The organism is Pseudomonas sp. TWR2-1-1, from assembly GCF_049897045.1.
GTDB lineage: Bacteria > Pseudomonadota > Gammaproteobacteria > Pseudomonadales > Pseudomonadaceae > Aquipseudomonas > Aquipseudomonas versuta.
This window is the reverse complement of the sequence record NZ_JAFCVM010000001.1, coordinates 826,844-840,228: the sequence shown is the minus strand read 5'-3', so window position 1 is coordinate 840,228 and position 13,385 is coordinate 826,844. Positions and strand designations below refer to the sequence as shown.

The following is a 13,385-nucleotide window of genomic DNA, read 5'->3' as shown; positions in this document are numbered from 1 at the left end:
ACTGCAGCCATTAATACAGGTTCGGTTCCATCTCCAGCTGCACTGCGAAGCGCTGCTCGATATCTTCCTGAATGCGCCGGGCAAGGGCCAGCAACTGCAAACCGGTAGCCGAGCCATAGTTGACCAAAACCAGCGATTGCAAGCGATGCACGCCGGCATCAGCCTCACGAAAGCCCTTCCAGCCCGCCGCTTCGATCAACCAGCCGGCCGCCAGCTTCACCCGCCCGTCCGCTTGTGGATAACCGATCATGCCGGGGTGCGCCAGCTTCAGCTCAGCAGCCAGCGCTGCCGACACCAGCGGATTTTTAAAGAAGCTGCCCGCGTTACCCAGTACCGCCGGGTCCGGAAGCTTCTCGCTACGAATACTGCTGATTGCGCGGCTCACGTCCGTTGCCGTCGGCTGTTCGATACCCTGCTCACTCAGGCGCTGGCGTACAGGCCCGTACTCAAGGTGCAGGCTTGCGGCACGACTCAAGGCAAACCTGACCCGCAGAATTACCCAGCGACCCGGCTGTTGCTTGAACACGCTGTCACGGTAGCCAAAATCGCATTCAGCCAGGGTGAAATCGCGTATTGCGCCGGATTGCCGGTCAAGCGCGGTAAGCCCCGCAAACACGTCTTTGATCTCAACCCCATAAGCGCCAATGTTCTGTACCGGCGCAGCCCCCACTGTTCCCGGGATCAAACTGAGGTTTTCCAGCCCTGACAGGCCTTGCTCGAGTGTCCACAGCACAAAGGCATGCCACACCTCGCCCGCTTCGGCCTCGACCACCACACGCTGACCATCGTCTTCGACCACACGAATCCCACGGGTGGCCATGCGCAGAACCAGGGCAGGTACATCCTTGGTGAGCAGCAAATTGCTACCGCCACCGATTACCAGCAAAGGTAAATTGTGCTGCTGCGAACACTGCAATGCCTCATGCACATCGTCATCGCTACGGGCCTCGGCATACAGGCTCGCGCGCACATCCACACCAAAGCTATTGAACGGCTTGAGCGACTCATCAACCTGCAACAGCAAACTCATAAACGTCCCTTCAACTCAATCACCAGCAAATCGCAGGCAGACTCAACCAGATCCAGTACCTCTTCAAAGCCGTCCTCGCCATCGTAATAAGGGTCGGGCACTTCGTCTTTAACACCATCGAAACGGCGCAGGAACAAATCAAGCTCAGCCTTGCCATGAGCGGGCTGCAAGGCTTTAAGGTCCCGCAGGTTGCTCAGGTCCATGGCCAGTATCAGATCATAGTGATTGAAGTCGGGGGCTACGACCTGTTGCGCACGCTGTGCCGACAAGTCGTAGCCGCGCAGCAGGGCCGCACGCTGAGTACGCTTGTCGGGAGCTGCACCCACATGCCAGTTGCCTGTTCCTGCAGAAGCCACTTCAACGCGCCCTGCCAGACCCGCCACCTGCAACTTGTGACGCAGAACGCCTTCGGCCGTAGGGGAGCGGCAGATATTACCCAGACAAACGAACAGGACGCGCATCAAGCCTCCAGCAAACGCCGAACGCGCTCGAGGTCTTCAATCGTATCGACACCGGCAGGAGGCGCTTCGAGGACGTCAGCCACATGGATTCGCACACCGTGCCAAAGTGCCCGCAATTGCTCCAGACGCTCGGTGTTTTCGAGCCAGCAAGGGCCCCAGCTCACGAAGTCATGCAAGAAGCCGGCACGATAGGCGTAGATGCCGATATGGCGGCGATAAGGCACACCCGCAGGCAACTGATCGGGGTGCAGAGCGAAATCATCACGGGCCCAGGGCAAGGTCGCACGGCTGAACGTCAGCGCCAGCCCGTTGATATCACTGACCACCTTGACCACATTCGGGTTGAACAGGGTCTCGACGTCCATGATCGGCTCAGCCAGGGTCGCCATGCTTGCCTCACTGTGGGCAGCCAGGTTGACCGCGACCTGATCAATCACTTGCGGCGGAATCAGCGGTTCGTCGCCCTGCACATTGACCACGATGGCATCACTGGCCAGCCCCAGCTGGGTTGCCACTTCAGCCAGCCGGTCGGTACCGGACTCGTGATCGGCGCGGGTCAGCAGAACTTCGGCACCAAACGCCTTGCAAGCCTCGACAATGCGCGCATCGTCAGTGGCAACCACCACCCGTTGCGCGCTGCTTTTGCAGGCCTGTTCCCAGACGTGCTGAACCATCGGCTTGCCGGCAATCATTTGCAGCGGCTTGCCGGGCAAACGGGTCGATGCGAAGCGCGAGGGAATCACAACGGTAAAAACCGGAATCATTTATCCAGACGCTCATCAGTGCTAAGGGTACGGGCTTCGGTTTCCAGCATCACCGGAATGCCGTCACGGATCGGGTAGGCCAGACCTGCACCCTTGCTGATCAGCTCGGTTTTATCGGCGCTGAGCTTGAGCGGGCCTTTGCAAACAGGGCACGCGAGGATATCGAGCAGTTTGGTGTCCATAAAATGTTCCCCTGAAAAAGATCGGTTAGGGCAAAAGACGATTGGGTAAAAGACGCAATAACTGTCGGTCAATCCACAGCACGAAGGCGGCGGACGGTACAGCGTCAACCGCCAGATACCACCAGTCAGGCGACGCAAAGTCGCGGCACTTTACCGCGTCCTTTTCAGTCATGACCAACGGCAGTGGCGGCATAAAATTCAAGACCTCGGCACTATAGGGCGCGTGGTCTGCGAAAGCATGGGCGATTGGCCGCCAGTGTAGCGTTTCGAGGGTAGTGAAGAAACGCTGCGGATTACCGATCCCGGCCACGGCATGCATTGCCTGTTCCGGCGGGAAAAAGTCCAGCGACTTACGCTCGCCACTGAGCAGATTGATCAGCGCCGTCGGCTGCAACTGAAACGCAAATCCGCCCGGCGGGTCGCTGGCGGCACCGTTGTACAACACCGCGTCCACACTCTGTAAACGCTCGGCCGGCTCACGTAACGGGCCGACAGGCAGGCAATGGCCGTTGCCCAGGCCCCGGGCGTTATCGATCAGCACCAGCTCCAGATCCCGCGCCAACCGGTAGTGCTGCAAACCATCGTCAGAAAGAATCAGGTCCAGCGGCTCGCTTGCCAGCAAGGCTTTGACTGCCCGGCTGCGATCAGGGTCGATCATCAACGGCACGCCAGTACGCTGCACGATCAGCAAGGGCTCATCACCCGCTATTTTGGCACTGTGCTCGGCGCTGACACGCCAGGGCAATTGAGGTGGCCTGGCGCCATAACCACGGCTCACCACCCCGACCCGAAGGCCTCTGCGCTGACAATGCTCGATCAACCACAATATAAGCGGTGTTTTACCGGTACCGCCGACGGTGATGTTACCCACTACCACCAACGGCACCGGCGCACGATAAATCTCGCCTTGACCCGCGACAAAGCGCGCGCGCTTGCGCTCTACCACTTTGCGGTACAGGCATTCCAGCGGGCTCAACAGCTTGAGCAGCGGATGCCCGGCATACCAGGCACGCAGCAAACGATCAGACATGGCCATCAGTGAGGCGCCTGCGCCTCAACAGTGGTCATGCGCAAATGGCTGAAACCGAGCTTGCCGGCCGCATCCATTGCTGTAATAACCGCCTGATGCTGGGTTTTACCATCGGCACTGATCGACAATGGCAAGCTGGTATCGCCGCCGGACTCCTTCTGCAGGGCCTCGATCAGGCTCGCCAGATCGTTTTTTGGCAGCAATTGGTCGTTCACCGAAAAAACCCCGTCTGCGCTGATGGCGATATCCAGCTGTTTGGCGTTCTGCTCGTCACTGGGCGAGCCGGTGACGGCCTCCGGCAGATCCACCCGCAACTGGGTTTCGCGGGTAAAGGTGGTGGTCACGACAAAGAACAGCAGCAGGATAAACACCACGTCAATCAACGACGCGAGGTTTATATCGACGGTTTCCCGTGGCTTGCGGCGAAACTTCACGCTCTGCTCCCGACCATGTCGACTTCACGGTCGCCTTGCACCACTTCGACCAGTTTGATCGCTTCCTGCTCCATGCCGACCACCAACTCATCAACCCGACGCTGCAGGAAGCGATGGAAGAACACGGCCGGAATACCGACCATAAGGCCCGCAGCGGTGGTAATCAGCGCTTTGGAAATACCGCCCGCGAGCACGGCAGCATTGGTGGTCATGCCAGACCCCATGAATGAACTGAAGATATCGATCATGCCCAGAACCGTACCCAACAGGCCCAGCAGCGGAGCCATTGCAGCAATGGTACCCAGGGCGTTGAGGTAACGCTCAAGCTCGTGGATGACCCTGGCAGCGGCCTCTTCGATGCACTCTTTCATGATCTCGCGACCATGTCTGGAGTTGGCCAGGCCCGCAGCCAGAATTTCGCCCAGCGGGGAGTCGGCGCGCAATTGCTTGAGTTTTTCCTTGTCCAGCTGCTTGTCCTTGATCCAGACCCAGACCTGCCCGAGCAGATGAGGCGGAGTCACGCGACTGGCACGCAGGGTCCACAGGCGCTCGACAATAATGCCCAGCGCGGCAACAGAGCTCAGAATGATCGGCAGCATCATCCAGCCGCCGGATTTGACCAGTTCCCACACAGTGAAAATCCCCTCGAAAAAGTGCGCCACTTTACCACAGGATTGACGTCGCCCTCGTGTAGCCGCCGAGCCTGTCTTCCAAGGCAAGCGTGAGGCCCGGCCTGGCCTGGTTAAAGCTTCAATCACGCCAGAAACGGCGCTGATCACGCAGAGGCTCTGCGTTGCCAAAAGTGCCTAATCGAAACCGCACTGCCCCCCGTTCGGCACTGTCCAGGGCTTGCATGCCCAACGCCTGATAGCGCGCCAGCACTTGAGGATGGGGATGGCCAAAACTGTTGCCATGACCACGGGAGATCAACACCACCTGCGATGCCAGCGCCTTGAGGAAATCCGCCGACGATGAAGTGCGGCTTCCGTGGTGCGGGGCCTGCAACCAGCGGGTGGGAACTGCCAGCGGGCTTTGCAACAAGGCACGCTCAGCCTGGGCATCAATATCCCCCGTCAGCAGAAGCCGCTCGTCGCTGGCTTCGACCTGCAGCACGCAGGATCTCTGATTGCTGTCACTCGCCCCGGACCACTGCCAGAGTGAAAACCTCACCCCGTCCCACTCCCAGCTCTGGCCGCTGATACAAGGCTGCGCCCGTAATTGCTCAGGCAGCCCTGACACCTCGCCGCTGATTACCCGCATCACACCGATTTCCCGCTGCACCGCCAATGCTCCGCCGGCGTGATCCAGATGCGCATGACTGACAAGCATCAGGTCCAGCTCGCCTACCCCCAGGGAACGCAGCACCGGAACCACCACCCGCTCGCCCTGATCAAAATCCCTGACCTTGGGTCCAGCGTCATACAGCAGCGTGTGATTGCGGGTGCGCAGCACTATAGCCAGCCCTTGCCCGACATCCAGCTGCCACACCTCAACCTGCCCCCGGGGGATCGGTTCACGGGGTGTAAAAACTGCGAGCAGCACCAACGGCCAGCCAAGCGGGCGGAGAATCACGCCTGCCGGCAACAACAGAAGCAGCACTCCAAAAGCGCTCAAAAGCCATACACCAAACGGCACTGCTGCAGCCAGCCAGGGAGATAAATGCCCGGCCAGCAAAGCCAGCCCCCGAATTAACCCGTCAAGCAAGCCGCCTGAAACCCATAACAGGGTTTCGCCAAGCCAGGGCACCGGCAACAGCAATGTGCCTAAAAGGGCTGTCGGCAGCACCAGCAGGCTGATCCACGGCACAGCCACCAGATTGGCCAGCGGACCGCTCAGGCTGACGGGCAAGCCAAGTATCCACAGCATCGGAAACAGGCCCAGAGCAATCAATATGTGCGGCCGGGTCCACGCCACACGCCAGCCCCACGGCCCCAACCGCCCGCCAAAGGTAAACATCAGCACCGCCACAGCGGTAAAGGACAGCCAAAAACCCGGCATCAGACTGGCCAGCGGCTCAATGATCAGCACCGCATTGAGCGCCACCAAAAATGGCATCCAGCCTCCCAGATGCCGAAACCGCAGACGCCATATCAGCACCAGCCCCAGCATTACGCACGCGCGCTGCACCGGGACCCCGAAGCCCGCGAGCAAGCCATAGGCCAGCGCACCGACAAATGCCAGGCCACAGGCCCAGGGCAGCCATGCCAATCGACGCGGCCACCACCCATAACGTGCCAACAAGGCGATCAGGCCGTAAATCAGTCCGGCCAACAGCCCAATATGCTGCCCGGAGATCACCAGCAAATGCACAGTCCCGGTCGCTTGCAGCAGCTTCCAGTCGTCGCTGCTTAGCCCCGAACTGTCGCCCATAACCAGCGCCGCAAGCCACGGCGCACGTTCATTGGCATCAGTGCGTAACAGACGCTTACGCAGGCCGTCGCGCCAGGCGTTAGTGGCCGGCTCAAGTAACTGGCCGGTTTTGACAGTGCCGGTTGCACCAATCCGCTGCGCCAGCAACCAGGCCTGATAATCAAACCCCTGGGGGTTAAGTAACCCGCGGGGTTGCTTGAGCTTGACTGCCAGCCGCCAACGCTCGCCACTGTTGAGCGGCGGCCCGCCATACCAGCTCAACCGAATGGTTGCAGGCAACGTTGCATGGCGCGACTGCGCATCCTGCAATTCAAAACGCAGCGAGGCACCGGACTTTTGAGGCAACCCGACCACCCGCCCCTCGACCCAGAGCGTGCGACCATCCAGCGCAGCGGACAATCGATCATCCAGGGCGGCTTGCCCCTGAAAGCAGGCCCACGTCAGTCCAATCAGGAAGAGCCCGGGCGGATAGAGGCGAAACACTACCAGCAGCAGCCCCGCAACCAGCATTGACAACATCCACCCGCCCAATGGCAGCCCCGGTAAAAAGCGCAACGCAATCAAGCCCGACGCCAGTGCCAGCATTCCTGTGTGCATAACCAGATCCCGTGAATTCCTTCCATCGGATTAGTCGGAATCTGCGTTACAGGTTTTAAGATTTGTCACAAAGTCTAAACGGGCGGATCCCCGAACTTGGGCATACTGCCCCCTTGCTCCGAGCGAGAAGCCTATGCCACGGCGAATTTTCAAACGTTACATGCCGGATCCGGCCAGCATCAGGGAACACAAGTCCTTACGCTTTTTGGGCACCTTGCTGCACGACCCCAATCTCTGGCACCTCAATCGGCATTCCGTCTCTCGCGCAATGGCGGTGGGGATCTTTGCCGCGTTTATCCCCATCCCCTTCCAGATGCTGCTGGCGGCTTTTCTGGCGATCACGGTTCGCAGCAACATGCCGATATCGGTGAGTCTGGTGTGGCTGACCAACCCGATCACCATGCCGCCCGTTTTCTATTGCACATACAAGACGGGGGCATGGCTGATGAACGTCCCTGCCCGCTCGCTGCCCGACAAACTGACCTGGGAGTGGATCAGCAGCCAGTTGAGCACGCTATGGCAGCCCTTTTTGCTGGGGTCCGTGGTCTGCGGCGTTGTGCTGGGCGCACTGGCCTACTGCCTGACCCAGCTGTATTGGCGTTGGTGGGTGAGCCGCCAATGGAAGCGGCGCAAAAACAAGCACCCATGAAAAAGGCCCCGTAAAGGGTAATGCCGTTCACTTAAACGACTGCTATCTCAACTGTAGGAGCGAGCTTGTCTCGCGATGGCCTCGGGAACGCCGTGTTTAATCTGCAAACACACATTCTCGTTAACAATCATCGCGAGGCAAGCTCGCTCCTACAACGCAGGGTTTACTTATATGAACAGCACTACCGTTACAGGGCCTTTTGCATGCTGCAGGGCGACTACTGGCGCATGCCACGCCCACTGACCAGCAAGCGGGCGCAGGCGATGTACAGCACGATCGTCGCCACCACCATAAAGGTCAGGGCCACGCTGATCTTGATGTCCGAAACGCCAAGAATGCCGTAACGGAAGGCGTTCACCATGTGCAGCACCGGGTTGGCCAGCGACACGGTCTGCCAGAACGGCGGCAGCAGGCTAATCGAATAAAACACCCCGCCCAGGTAGGTCAGCGGTGTCAGCACGAACGTCGGGATTATCGAGATATCGTCGAAGTTACGTGCAAATACTGCGTTGATAAACCCCAGCAGCGAGAAGATCGTCGCCGTCAGCACCACCACCACAATGGTCAGGCCCAGGTGATGCACCTGCAAATGGGTGAAGAACAGCGACAGCAGGGTCACGATCACACCGACCATCAACCCGCGCAGAATGCCGCCCACGGTAAAGCCGATCAAAATAGTGTGCGGTGATACCGGCGAGACCATCAACTCTTCAATCGACCGCTGAAACTTGGCACCAAAGAAGCTCGATACCACGTTGCCGTAGGAGTTGGTGATCACCGACATCATGATCAGACCCGGCACGATGTACTCCATATAGGTGAAACCACCCATATCACCGATTTGCCGACCAATCAGGTTACCGAAGATCACAAAGTACAAAACCATGGTGATCGCAGGCGGCAGCAAGGTTTGCGGCCAGATGCGGGTAAAACGCCGCACCTCACGATAAATAATGGTGTTCAACGCAATCAGGTTGGGGCGCAGCTCCGAGCTCATATCGCCACCTTTGCCAGGTTTTTCTCGACCAGCGACACGAATAACTCCTCAAGACGATTGGTTTTATTACGCAGGCTGACCACTTCAACATTTTGAGCGGCCAACTGAGTGAACAAACCGGTAATACCCACCGCTTTATCCACCTGTACTTCCAGGGTGTGATCATCGAGCAGCTGGCTCGGATAACCGATCAGTTGCACCGGCACGGTCTGGGGGTTCTTCAGATCAAGCAAAAAGGTCTCGACGTGCAGCTGGCCCAGCAATTGACGCATGCTGGTGTTCTCGACAATGGTGCCGTGATCGATGATCCCGATGTTGCGGCACAGCTGCTCAGCCTCTTCCAGATAGTGGGTGGTGAGGATGATGGTGGTGCCCTGCTCATTCAATTCGGTGAGGAAGGTCCACATCGAACGGCGCAGCTCGATGTCCACCCCCGCAGTCGGCTCGTCGAGAATCAACAGGCGCGGCTCGTGCACCAGTGCCCGGGCGATCATCAGGCGACGCTTCATACCACCCGACAACGAGCGCGAAGGGGTTTCGCGCTTGTCCCAGAGCCCCAGTTGCGTCAGGTACTTCTCGGCGCGTTCCTTGGCGATTTTCGGCGGGATGCCGTAATAGCCGGCCTGCGTCACCACGATATCGAAGGTCTTTTCAAACTGGTTGAAGTTGAACTCCTGCGGCACCACGCCAATACAGCGCTTGAGCGCGGCAGGTTCCCGATCGAGATCATGGCCGAAGATATTCACGGTGCCGCTGGTCTTGTTGACCAGGGTAGAGAGAATGCCAATGGTGGTGGATTTGCCGGCGCCGTTGGGGCCCAGCAAGGCAAAAAAGTCACCTTCAGCAACATCCAGATCGATACCACTCAGGGCCTGGAAACCGTTGCCGTAGGTTTTGGTTAGCTGCCGTATGGACAGAGCGGAACTCATATCGGATTACGCACCAAGATGGAGGAAAGGGAGATGGCCAAACAAGGACTGACTGTCTGTAAGACGAGTCCGGCAAGGCCTTTGAACACCACGTATGGTGCTTGGCCCGGCCGCACAAGTACAGTCGCTCGTATTAATAGTGGCTATCAGGTCAACGCAGTCATGACTGCACTGCGGTAGGCGGGACGCAGCTTCAAACGTTCATACCAGTCACTTAAGTGCGGCAGGGACGCACGCTCGATGGGCATTTCAAACCAGGCATAGATGAACGAACCCAGCGGAATATCGCCCATACCGATTTCATCCCCCGACAAGTAGGGGGTTTCAGACAGGGCCTGATCCACAATCTGCAGTAATTGCGCGCAGGCCGTGATGGCGGCATTGATTGCCACCCAGTCCTGCTGCTCGGCCGGCGTGCGCAAGACACCCCAAAATAACGGGCGGAAGGCCCCGGCAAACGATGTGCTCGTCCAGTCCATCCATTTATCGGCTTGAGCGCGCACCCGGGGATCGGTTGGATACCAGGAAGTATCCGCTCCATATTGGGCAGCCAGATAACGCACGATGGTGTTCGATTCCCACAATACAAAGCCGTCATCGTCAATCGTCGGCACCTGGCCATTTGGGTTCAACGCCCTGTATTCCGGACTGTTGACCACTCCAAACGCTCCCCCCGCCTCTTCCCGGCTGTAGGGCAATGCCAGCTCTTCAATACACCACAATGCCTTTCTGACATTTGACGAATTCTTGCGACCCCACACTTTCAGCATGACTCGACTCCTGATTGATAGACGCCACAGGAGTCTACGCCGTGACGTCGAACTCCGTCTCCCGCACGAGGTCACTAATGCAACTACCTTGATCAGGAGTTGCGACTAAGCTCACAAGGGTGTCTGACTCTGGTTTCACGGGGGATTGAATATGCTGTTGTTGTGGATACTGGTTTTGATCGTTGGCGTAGCCTGGTTGGCCCATCGCCGTGTTGCGCCCCTGACGGCAATGGCCGTGGTGGCGGTTTATCTGCTGGCCATGGGCGTCATCGGCCATGTACCAGGCTGGTTGCTGGCTATTCTGTGGGTGTTACTGGCGGCTCCCGCAGCTCTGCTGCTGTTGCCCGACCTGCGTCGCAAGGTGTTCACCGCACCGCTGTTCAACTGGTTTCAAAAAACCCTGCCGCCCATGTCGCAAACCGAACGCGATGCCATCGATGCCGGGACCGTATGGTGGGATGGCGAGCTGTTCAGTGGCCGCCCCGACTGGGAACAACTGCTGGCCTACCCCAAAGCGCAACTGACTGAAGAAGAACAGGCCTTCATCGATGGCCCGACCGAAGAACTGTGTGCAATGGTCAGCGACTGGGAAATCGGTCAGGCCATGGATTTGCCGCCCGAGGCCTGGGCCCATATCAAAACCCATGGCTTCTTTGCCCTGATCATTCCCAAAGAGTTCGGCGGCAAAGGCTTCTCGGCCTATGCCCACTCCCAGGTGGCGATGAAACTTGCCACCCGCAGCGGTGATCTCGCGTCGACAGTAATGGTGCCCAATTCACTGGGCCCGGCTGAACTGCTGCTGCATTACGGCACCGACGAGCAGCGCAACCATTACCTGCCGCGCCTAGCCCGCGGCGATGACATCCCCTGCTTTGCCCTGACCGGCCCCCTCGCAGGCTCCGATGCGGGCGCCATGCCCGATACCGGGATAATTTGCAAAGGCCAGTGGCAGGGCGAAGAAGTTCTTGGCCTGCGCCTGAACTGGGAAAAGCGCTACATCACCCTGGGCCCTGTCGCCACGCTGCTGGGGCTGGCGTTCAAGGCCCACGACCCGGAGCACCTGCTGGGTGACAAAGAGGACCTGGGCATCAGCCTGGCATTGATCCCCACTGACACCCCGGGGGTTGAGATCGGGCGCCGGCACTTGCCATTGGGCGCAGCATTCATGAATGGCCCGAACTCGGGTAAAGACGTGTTCATCCCGCTGGACTACCTGATCGGTGGCCAGGACATGCTCGGCAAAGGTTGGATGATGCTGATGAACTGCCTGTCGGTCGGGCGCTCGATTTCACTGCCGGCCGTAGGCACTGGCGCTGCCAAGTTCACCAGCCTGGTGACCGGTCAGTACGCTCAGGTGCGCGAACAGTTCAATGTCCCCCTGGCCGCTTTTGAGGGTATTCAGGAAGCTCTGGCCCGGATTGGCGGCAATGCCTGGCTGATGGACAGCGCGCGCATGCTGACAGCCAATGCCGTTGATCTGGGCGAGAAACCTTCGGTGCTGTCGGCCATTCTCAAGTACCACCTCACCGAACGCGGGCGTGAATGTATCGGCCACGCCATGGACGTGCACGGCGGCAAGGGCATCATCATGGGGCCCAACAACTATCTGGGTCGCAACTGGCAGGGCGCACCGATCTTCATCACCGTGGAGGGTGCGAACATTCTGTCGCGCAACCTGATGATTTTTGGTCAGGGTGCAATTCGCTGCCATCCCTTCGTACTCAAGGAAATGGCGCTGGCCGGACGCGAAGACAAACATCAGGCCTTACTGGAGTTTGATGACCTGCTGCTCAAGCACATCGGTTTTGCCGTCAGTAATGCCGCCAGCACCCTGGTGCTGAACCTGGGCTTTGGCCGCTTTGAACACGCCCCCGGCAATGCCCTGAGCCAGGGCTACTTCCGTGCACTGAACCGCCAGGCTGCAGCCTTCGCGATGCTGGCCGACCTGAGCATGATGCTGCTCGGCGGCGAACTTAAACGTCGCGAACGCTTGTCGGCGCGTCTGGGTGATGTGCTCAGCCATATGTATCTGGCCTCGGCTGCCCTGAAGCGCTATCACGACCTGGATTCCCCCGAGTACCTCAGCCCGCTGTTCAGATGGGCCATGGAAGAAAGTCTGGGTCACGCCGAGCGCGCGCTGGACGAACTGCTGAAAAACTTCCCGAACCCTGTGCTGGGCTGTGCGTTGCGCGTCGTGGTGTTCCCGTTTGGCCGTCGCCATACCGGGCCATCGGACGCACTGGATGCTGAAGTGGCCGCCGTGCTGGGCCGTACTAAAGGCGATCCGGCCCTGGAAGCAGTGCTGGCCGGTTGTTATCGCCCGCAGTCACCGGATGATGCGGTAGGCGCCCTGCAACACGCCTGCGACCTGCTCAACGCCGCACATCCGCTGCACAAAAAACTCCACGATGCGTTGAAAAGCGGTCAGGTCAAACCGGCAGCCGGTGAACCGTCCATCGATTCGGCATTGCAGGCAGGCGTGCTGCAACCGGCTGAAGCCCAGACCCTGCGTGAGGCTGAAGCCGCACGGCGCAAGGTGATTGATGTGGATGATTTCAGCAAAGAGCAGCTCACTCACAGCGAAGGAAAAATTCGCTAGCAGGACAGCGGGCGCCGGGGGCTTTATACTCCGGCGCCCGTTTTGCTCTAGAGGACACCACAATGGCCACCAACGATCTCAACCACAACCTGGCCCTGCTCGATATGTTGCGCAGCATTCTGGTTGCTGTCGGTGATGCCGAACAGATCCCGGAAGAAAGCCATGCCCTGTTCCTGGAACGCTTCGATGAAATGAAAAGCGGCCTGCTGACTGATTTTGACAGCAGCCAGTATCTGGGCCAGGACATCCTGTGCCAAGTGATCGAACGCTACCCGCAAATCGCCCACCTGGTGCCACGTGATTTGCTGTGGTTCTTCGGCGGCGCGTGCTTTAACTTCTTGTCCGATGAAGAACTGGATATGTACGAAGCGCTGGAAGAACGTCGCTTCGAAGCCGAACAAAACGGCGAGCCATTCGACTGGAACCAGGAAAAACAATTTATGGCGCTGCCGACCAACGAAGACAGCCCACAACACTGATTAACGCGCCAGACGCCCGATTCAAAAAGCCCGCCCGGTTTACCTGGCGGGCTTTTTTGTACCCGGCCCGCTGTTCGCGCAGCTTGAGCCTGCC

The 13,385-nt window shown here is 59.0% G+C and carries 14 protein-coding genes; 3 read left to right on the top strand and 11 right to left on the bottom strand.

The genetic code is table 11. The features are described from left to right. Positions 1-10: 10 nt before the first annotated feature. From murB to ACP7BO_RS04020, 8 genes are all read right to left on the bottom strand, one after another. Positions 11-1,030: a UDP-N-acetylmuramate dehydrogenase gene (gene murB / locus ACP7BO_RS04055; protein WP_397456016.1), complete on the bottom strand. Its 1,020-nt coding sequence runs from the start codon at positions 1,028-1,030 to the stop codon at positions 11-13. Further along, a complete protein-coding gene (locus ACP7BO_RS04050; RefSeq protein WP_397456015.1) occupies positions 1,027-1,491 on the bottom strand; it encodes a low molecular weight protein-tyrosine-phosphatase in 465 nt (154 codons plus the stop codon). The genes murB and ACP7BO_RS04050 overlap by 4 nt, the downstream gene beginning before the upstream one ends. Beyond that, positions 1,491-2,255: a 3-deoxy-manno-octulosonate cytidylyltransferase gene (kdsB, locus tag ACP7BO_RS04045; protein ID WP_073508820.1), complete on the bottom strand. Its 765-nt coding sequence runs from the start codon at positions 2,253-2,255 to the stop codon at positions 1,491-1,493. The genes ACP7BO_RS04050 and kdsB overlap by 1 nt, the downstream gene beginning before the upstream one ends. After that, positions 2,252-2,437, bottom strand: a complete 186-nt coding sequence (locus tag ACP7BO_RS04040) for a Trm112 family protein (RefSeq protein ID WP_003442540.1) — start codon at positions 2,435-2,437, stop codon at positions 2,252-2,254. Before ACP7BO_RS04040 ends, kdsB begins: the two co-directional genes overlap by 4 nt. 25 nt (positions 2,438-2,462) lie before the next feature. Beyond that, a complete protein-coding gene (gene lpxK / locus ACP7BO_RS04035) occupies positions 2,463-3,473 on the bottom strand; it encodes a tetraacyldisaccharide 4'-kinase (protein WP_426208718.1) in 1,011 nt (336 codons plus the stop codon). Beyond that, on the bottom strand, positions 3,473-3,901 hold the full coding sequence (locus tag ACP7BO_RS04030; protein WP_397456013.1) for an ExbD/TolR family protein: 429 nt from the start codon (positions 3,899-3,901) through the stop codon (positions 3,473-3,475). Before ACP7BO_RS04030 ends, lpxK begins: the two co-directional genes overlap by 1 nt. Next, entirely contained in the window at positions 3,898-4,533 is a 636-nt protein-coding gene (locus tag ACP7BO_RS04025) for a MotA/TolQ/ExbB proton channel family protein (protein WP_060696858.1), read from the bottom strand. The genes ACP7BO_RS04030 and ACP7BO_RS04025 overlap by 4 nt, the downstream gene beginning before the upstream one ends. A 118-nt stretch (positions 4,534-4,651) precedes the next feature. Further along, complete coding sequence (locus ACP7BO_RS04020; protein WP_426208716.1) at positions 4,652-6,868, bottom strand: DNA internalization-related competence protein ComEC/Rec2; 2,217 nt, start codon at positions 6,866-6,868, stop codon at positions 4,652-4,654. Positions 6,869-7,001: 133 nt separating this feature from the next. Between ACP7BO_RS04020 and ACP7BO_RS04015 the strand changes: the two genes are divergently transcribed. Further along, positions 7,002-7,517, top strand: a complete 516-nt coding sequence (locus tag ACP7BO_RS04015) for a DUF2062 domain-containing protein (protein ID WP_397456010.1) — start codon at positions 7,002-7,004, stop codon at positions 7,515-7,517. A 217-nt stretch (positions 7,518-7,734) separates the two neighbouring features. Here the strand turns inward: ACP7BO_RS04015 and ACP7BO_RS04010 are convergent, their stop codons facing one another. From ACP7BO_RS04010 to ACP7BO_RS04000, 3 genes are all read right to left on the bottom strand, one after another. Continuing rightward, positions 7,735-8,514, bottom strand: a complete 780-nt coding sequence (locus tag ACP7BO_RS04010; protein WP_060691093.1) for an ABC transporter permease — start codon at positions 8,512-8,514, stop codon at positions 7,735-7,737. Further along, entirely contained in the window at positions 8,511-9,443 is a 933-nt protein-coding gene (locus ACP7BO_RS04005) for an ABC transporter ATP-binding protein (protein WP_060691092.1), read from the bottom strand. Before ACP7BO_RS04005 ends, ACP7BO_RS04010 begins: the two co-directional genes overlap by 4 nt. 146 nt (positions 9,444-9,589) lie before the next feature. Next, the gene (locus ACP7BO_RS04000; protein ID WP_397456008.1) at positions 9,590-10,213 is read right to left on the bottom strand and encodes a glutathione S-transferase family protein; all 624 of its coding nucleotides are present in this window, start codon (positions 10,211-10,213) and stop codon (positions 9,590-9,592) included. 151 nt (positions 10,214-10,364) lie between these two features. Here ACP7BO_RS04000 and ACP7BO_RS03995 point away from each other — a divergent pair, with 151 nt between their 5' ends. Beyond that, positions 10,365-12,812: an acyl-CoA dehydrogenase gene (locus ACP7BO_RS03995; protein ID WP_397456007.1), complete on the top strand. Its 2,448-nt coding sequence runs from the start codon at positions 10,365-10,367 to the stop codon at positions 12,810-12,812. Positions 12,813-12,874: 62 nt separating this feature from the next. After that, entirely contained in the window at positions 12,875-13,291 is a 417-nt protein-coding gene (locus ACP7BO_RS03990) for a PA2817 family protein (protein ID WP_003442567.1), read from the top strand. Positions 13,292-13,385 lie beyond the last annotated feature (94 nt).

What these genes read in the sequence shown, in the direction of transcription:
- kdsB (WP_073508820.1), bottom strand. Translation starts at nt 2,255, where the DNA reads ATGATTCCGGTTTTTACCGTTGTGATTCCCTCGCGCTTCGCATCGACC.
- ACP7BO_RS04050 (WP_397456015.1), bottom strand. Translation starts at nt 1,491, where the DNA reads ATGCGCGTCCTGTTCGTTTGTCTGGGTAATATCTGCCGCTCCCCTACG.
- lpxK (WP_426208718.1), bottom strand. Translation starts at nt 3,473, where the DNA reads ATGGCCATGTCTGATCGTTTGCTGCGTGCCTGGTATGCCGGGCATCCG.
- ACP7BO_RS03990 (WP_003442567.1), top strand. Translation starts at nt 12,875, where the DNA reads ATGGCCACCAACGATCTCAACCACAACCTGGCCCTGCTCGATATGTTG.
- ACP7BO_RS04010 (WP_060691093.1), bottom strand. Translation starts at nt 8,514, where the DNA reads ATGAGCTCGGAGCTGCGCCCCAACCTGATTGCGTTGAACACCATTATT.
- murB (WP_397456016.1), bottom strand. Translation starts at nt 1,030, where the DNA reads ATGAGTTTGCTGTTGCAGGTTGATGAGTCGCTCAAGCCGTTCAATAGC.
- ACP7BO_RS04005 (WP_060691092.1), bottom strand. Translation starts at nt 9,443, where the DNA reads ATGAGTTCCGCTCTGTCCATACGGCAGCTAACCAAAACCTACGGCAAC.
- ACP7BO_RS04015 (WP_397456010.1), top strand. Translation starts at nt 7,002, where the DNA reads ATGCCACGGCGAATTTTCAAACGTTACATGCCGGATCCGGCCAGCATC.
- ACP7BO_RS04020 (WP_426208716.1), bottom strand. Translation starts at nt 6,868, where the DNA reads ATGCACACAGGAATGCTGGCACTGGCGTCGGGCTTGATTGCGTTGCGC.
- ACP7BO_RS04040 (WP_003442540.1), bottom strand. Translation starts at nt 2,437, where the DNA reads ATGGACACCAAACTGCTCGATATCCTCGCGTGCCCTGTTTGCAAAGGC.
- ACP7BO_RS04000 (WP_397456008.1), bottom strand. Translation starts at nt 10,213, where the DNA reads ATGCTGAAAGTGTGGGGTCGCAAGAATTCGTCAAATGTCAGAAAGGCA.
- ACP7BO_RS03995 (WP_397456007.1), top strand. Translation starts at nt 10,365, where the DNA reads ATGCTGTTGTTGTGGATACTGGTTTTGATCGTTGGCGTAGCCTGGTTG.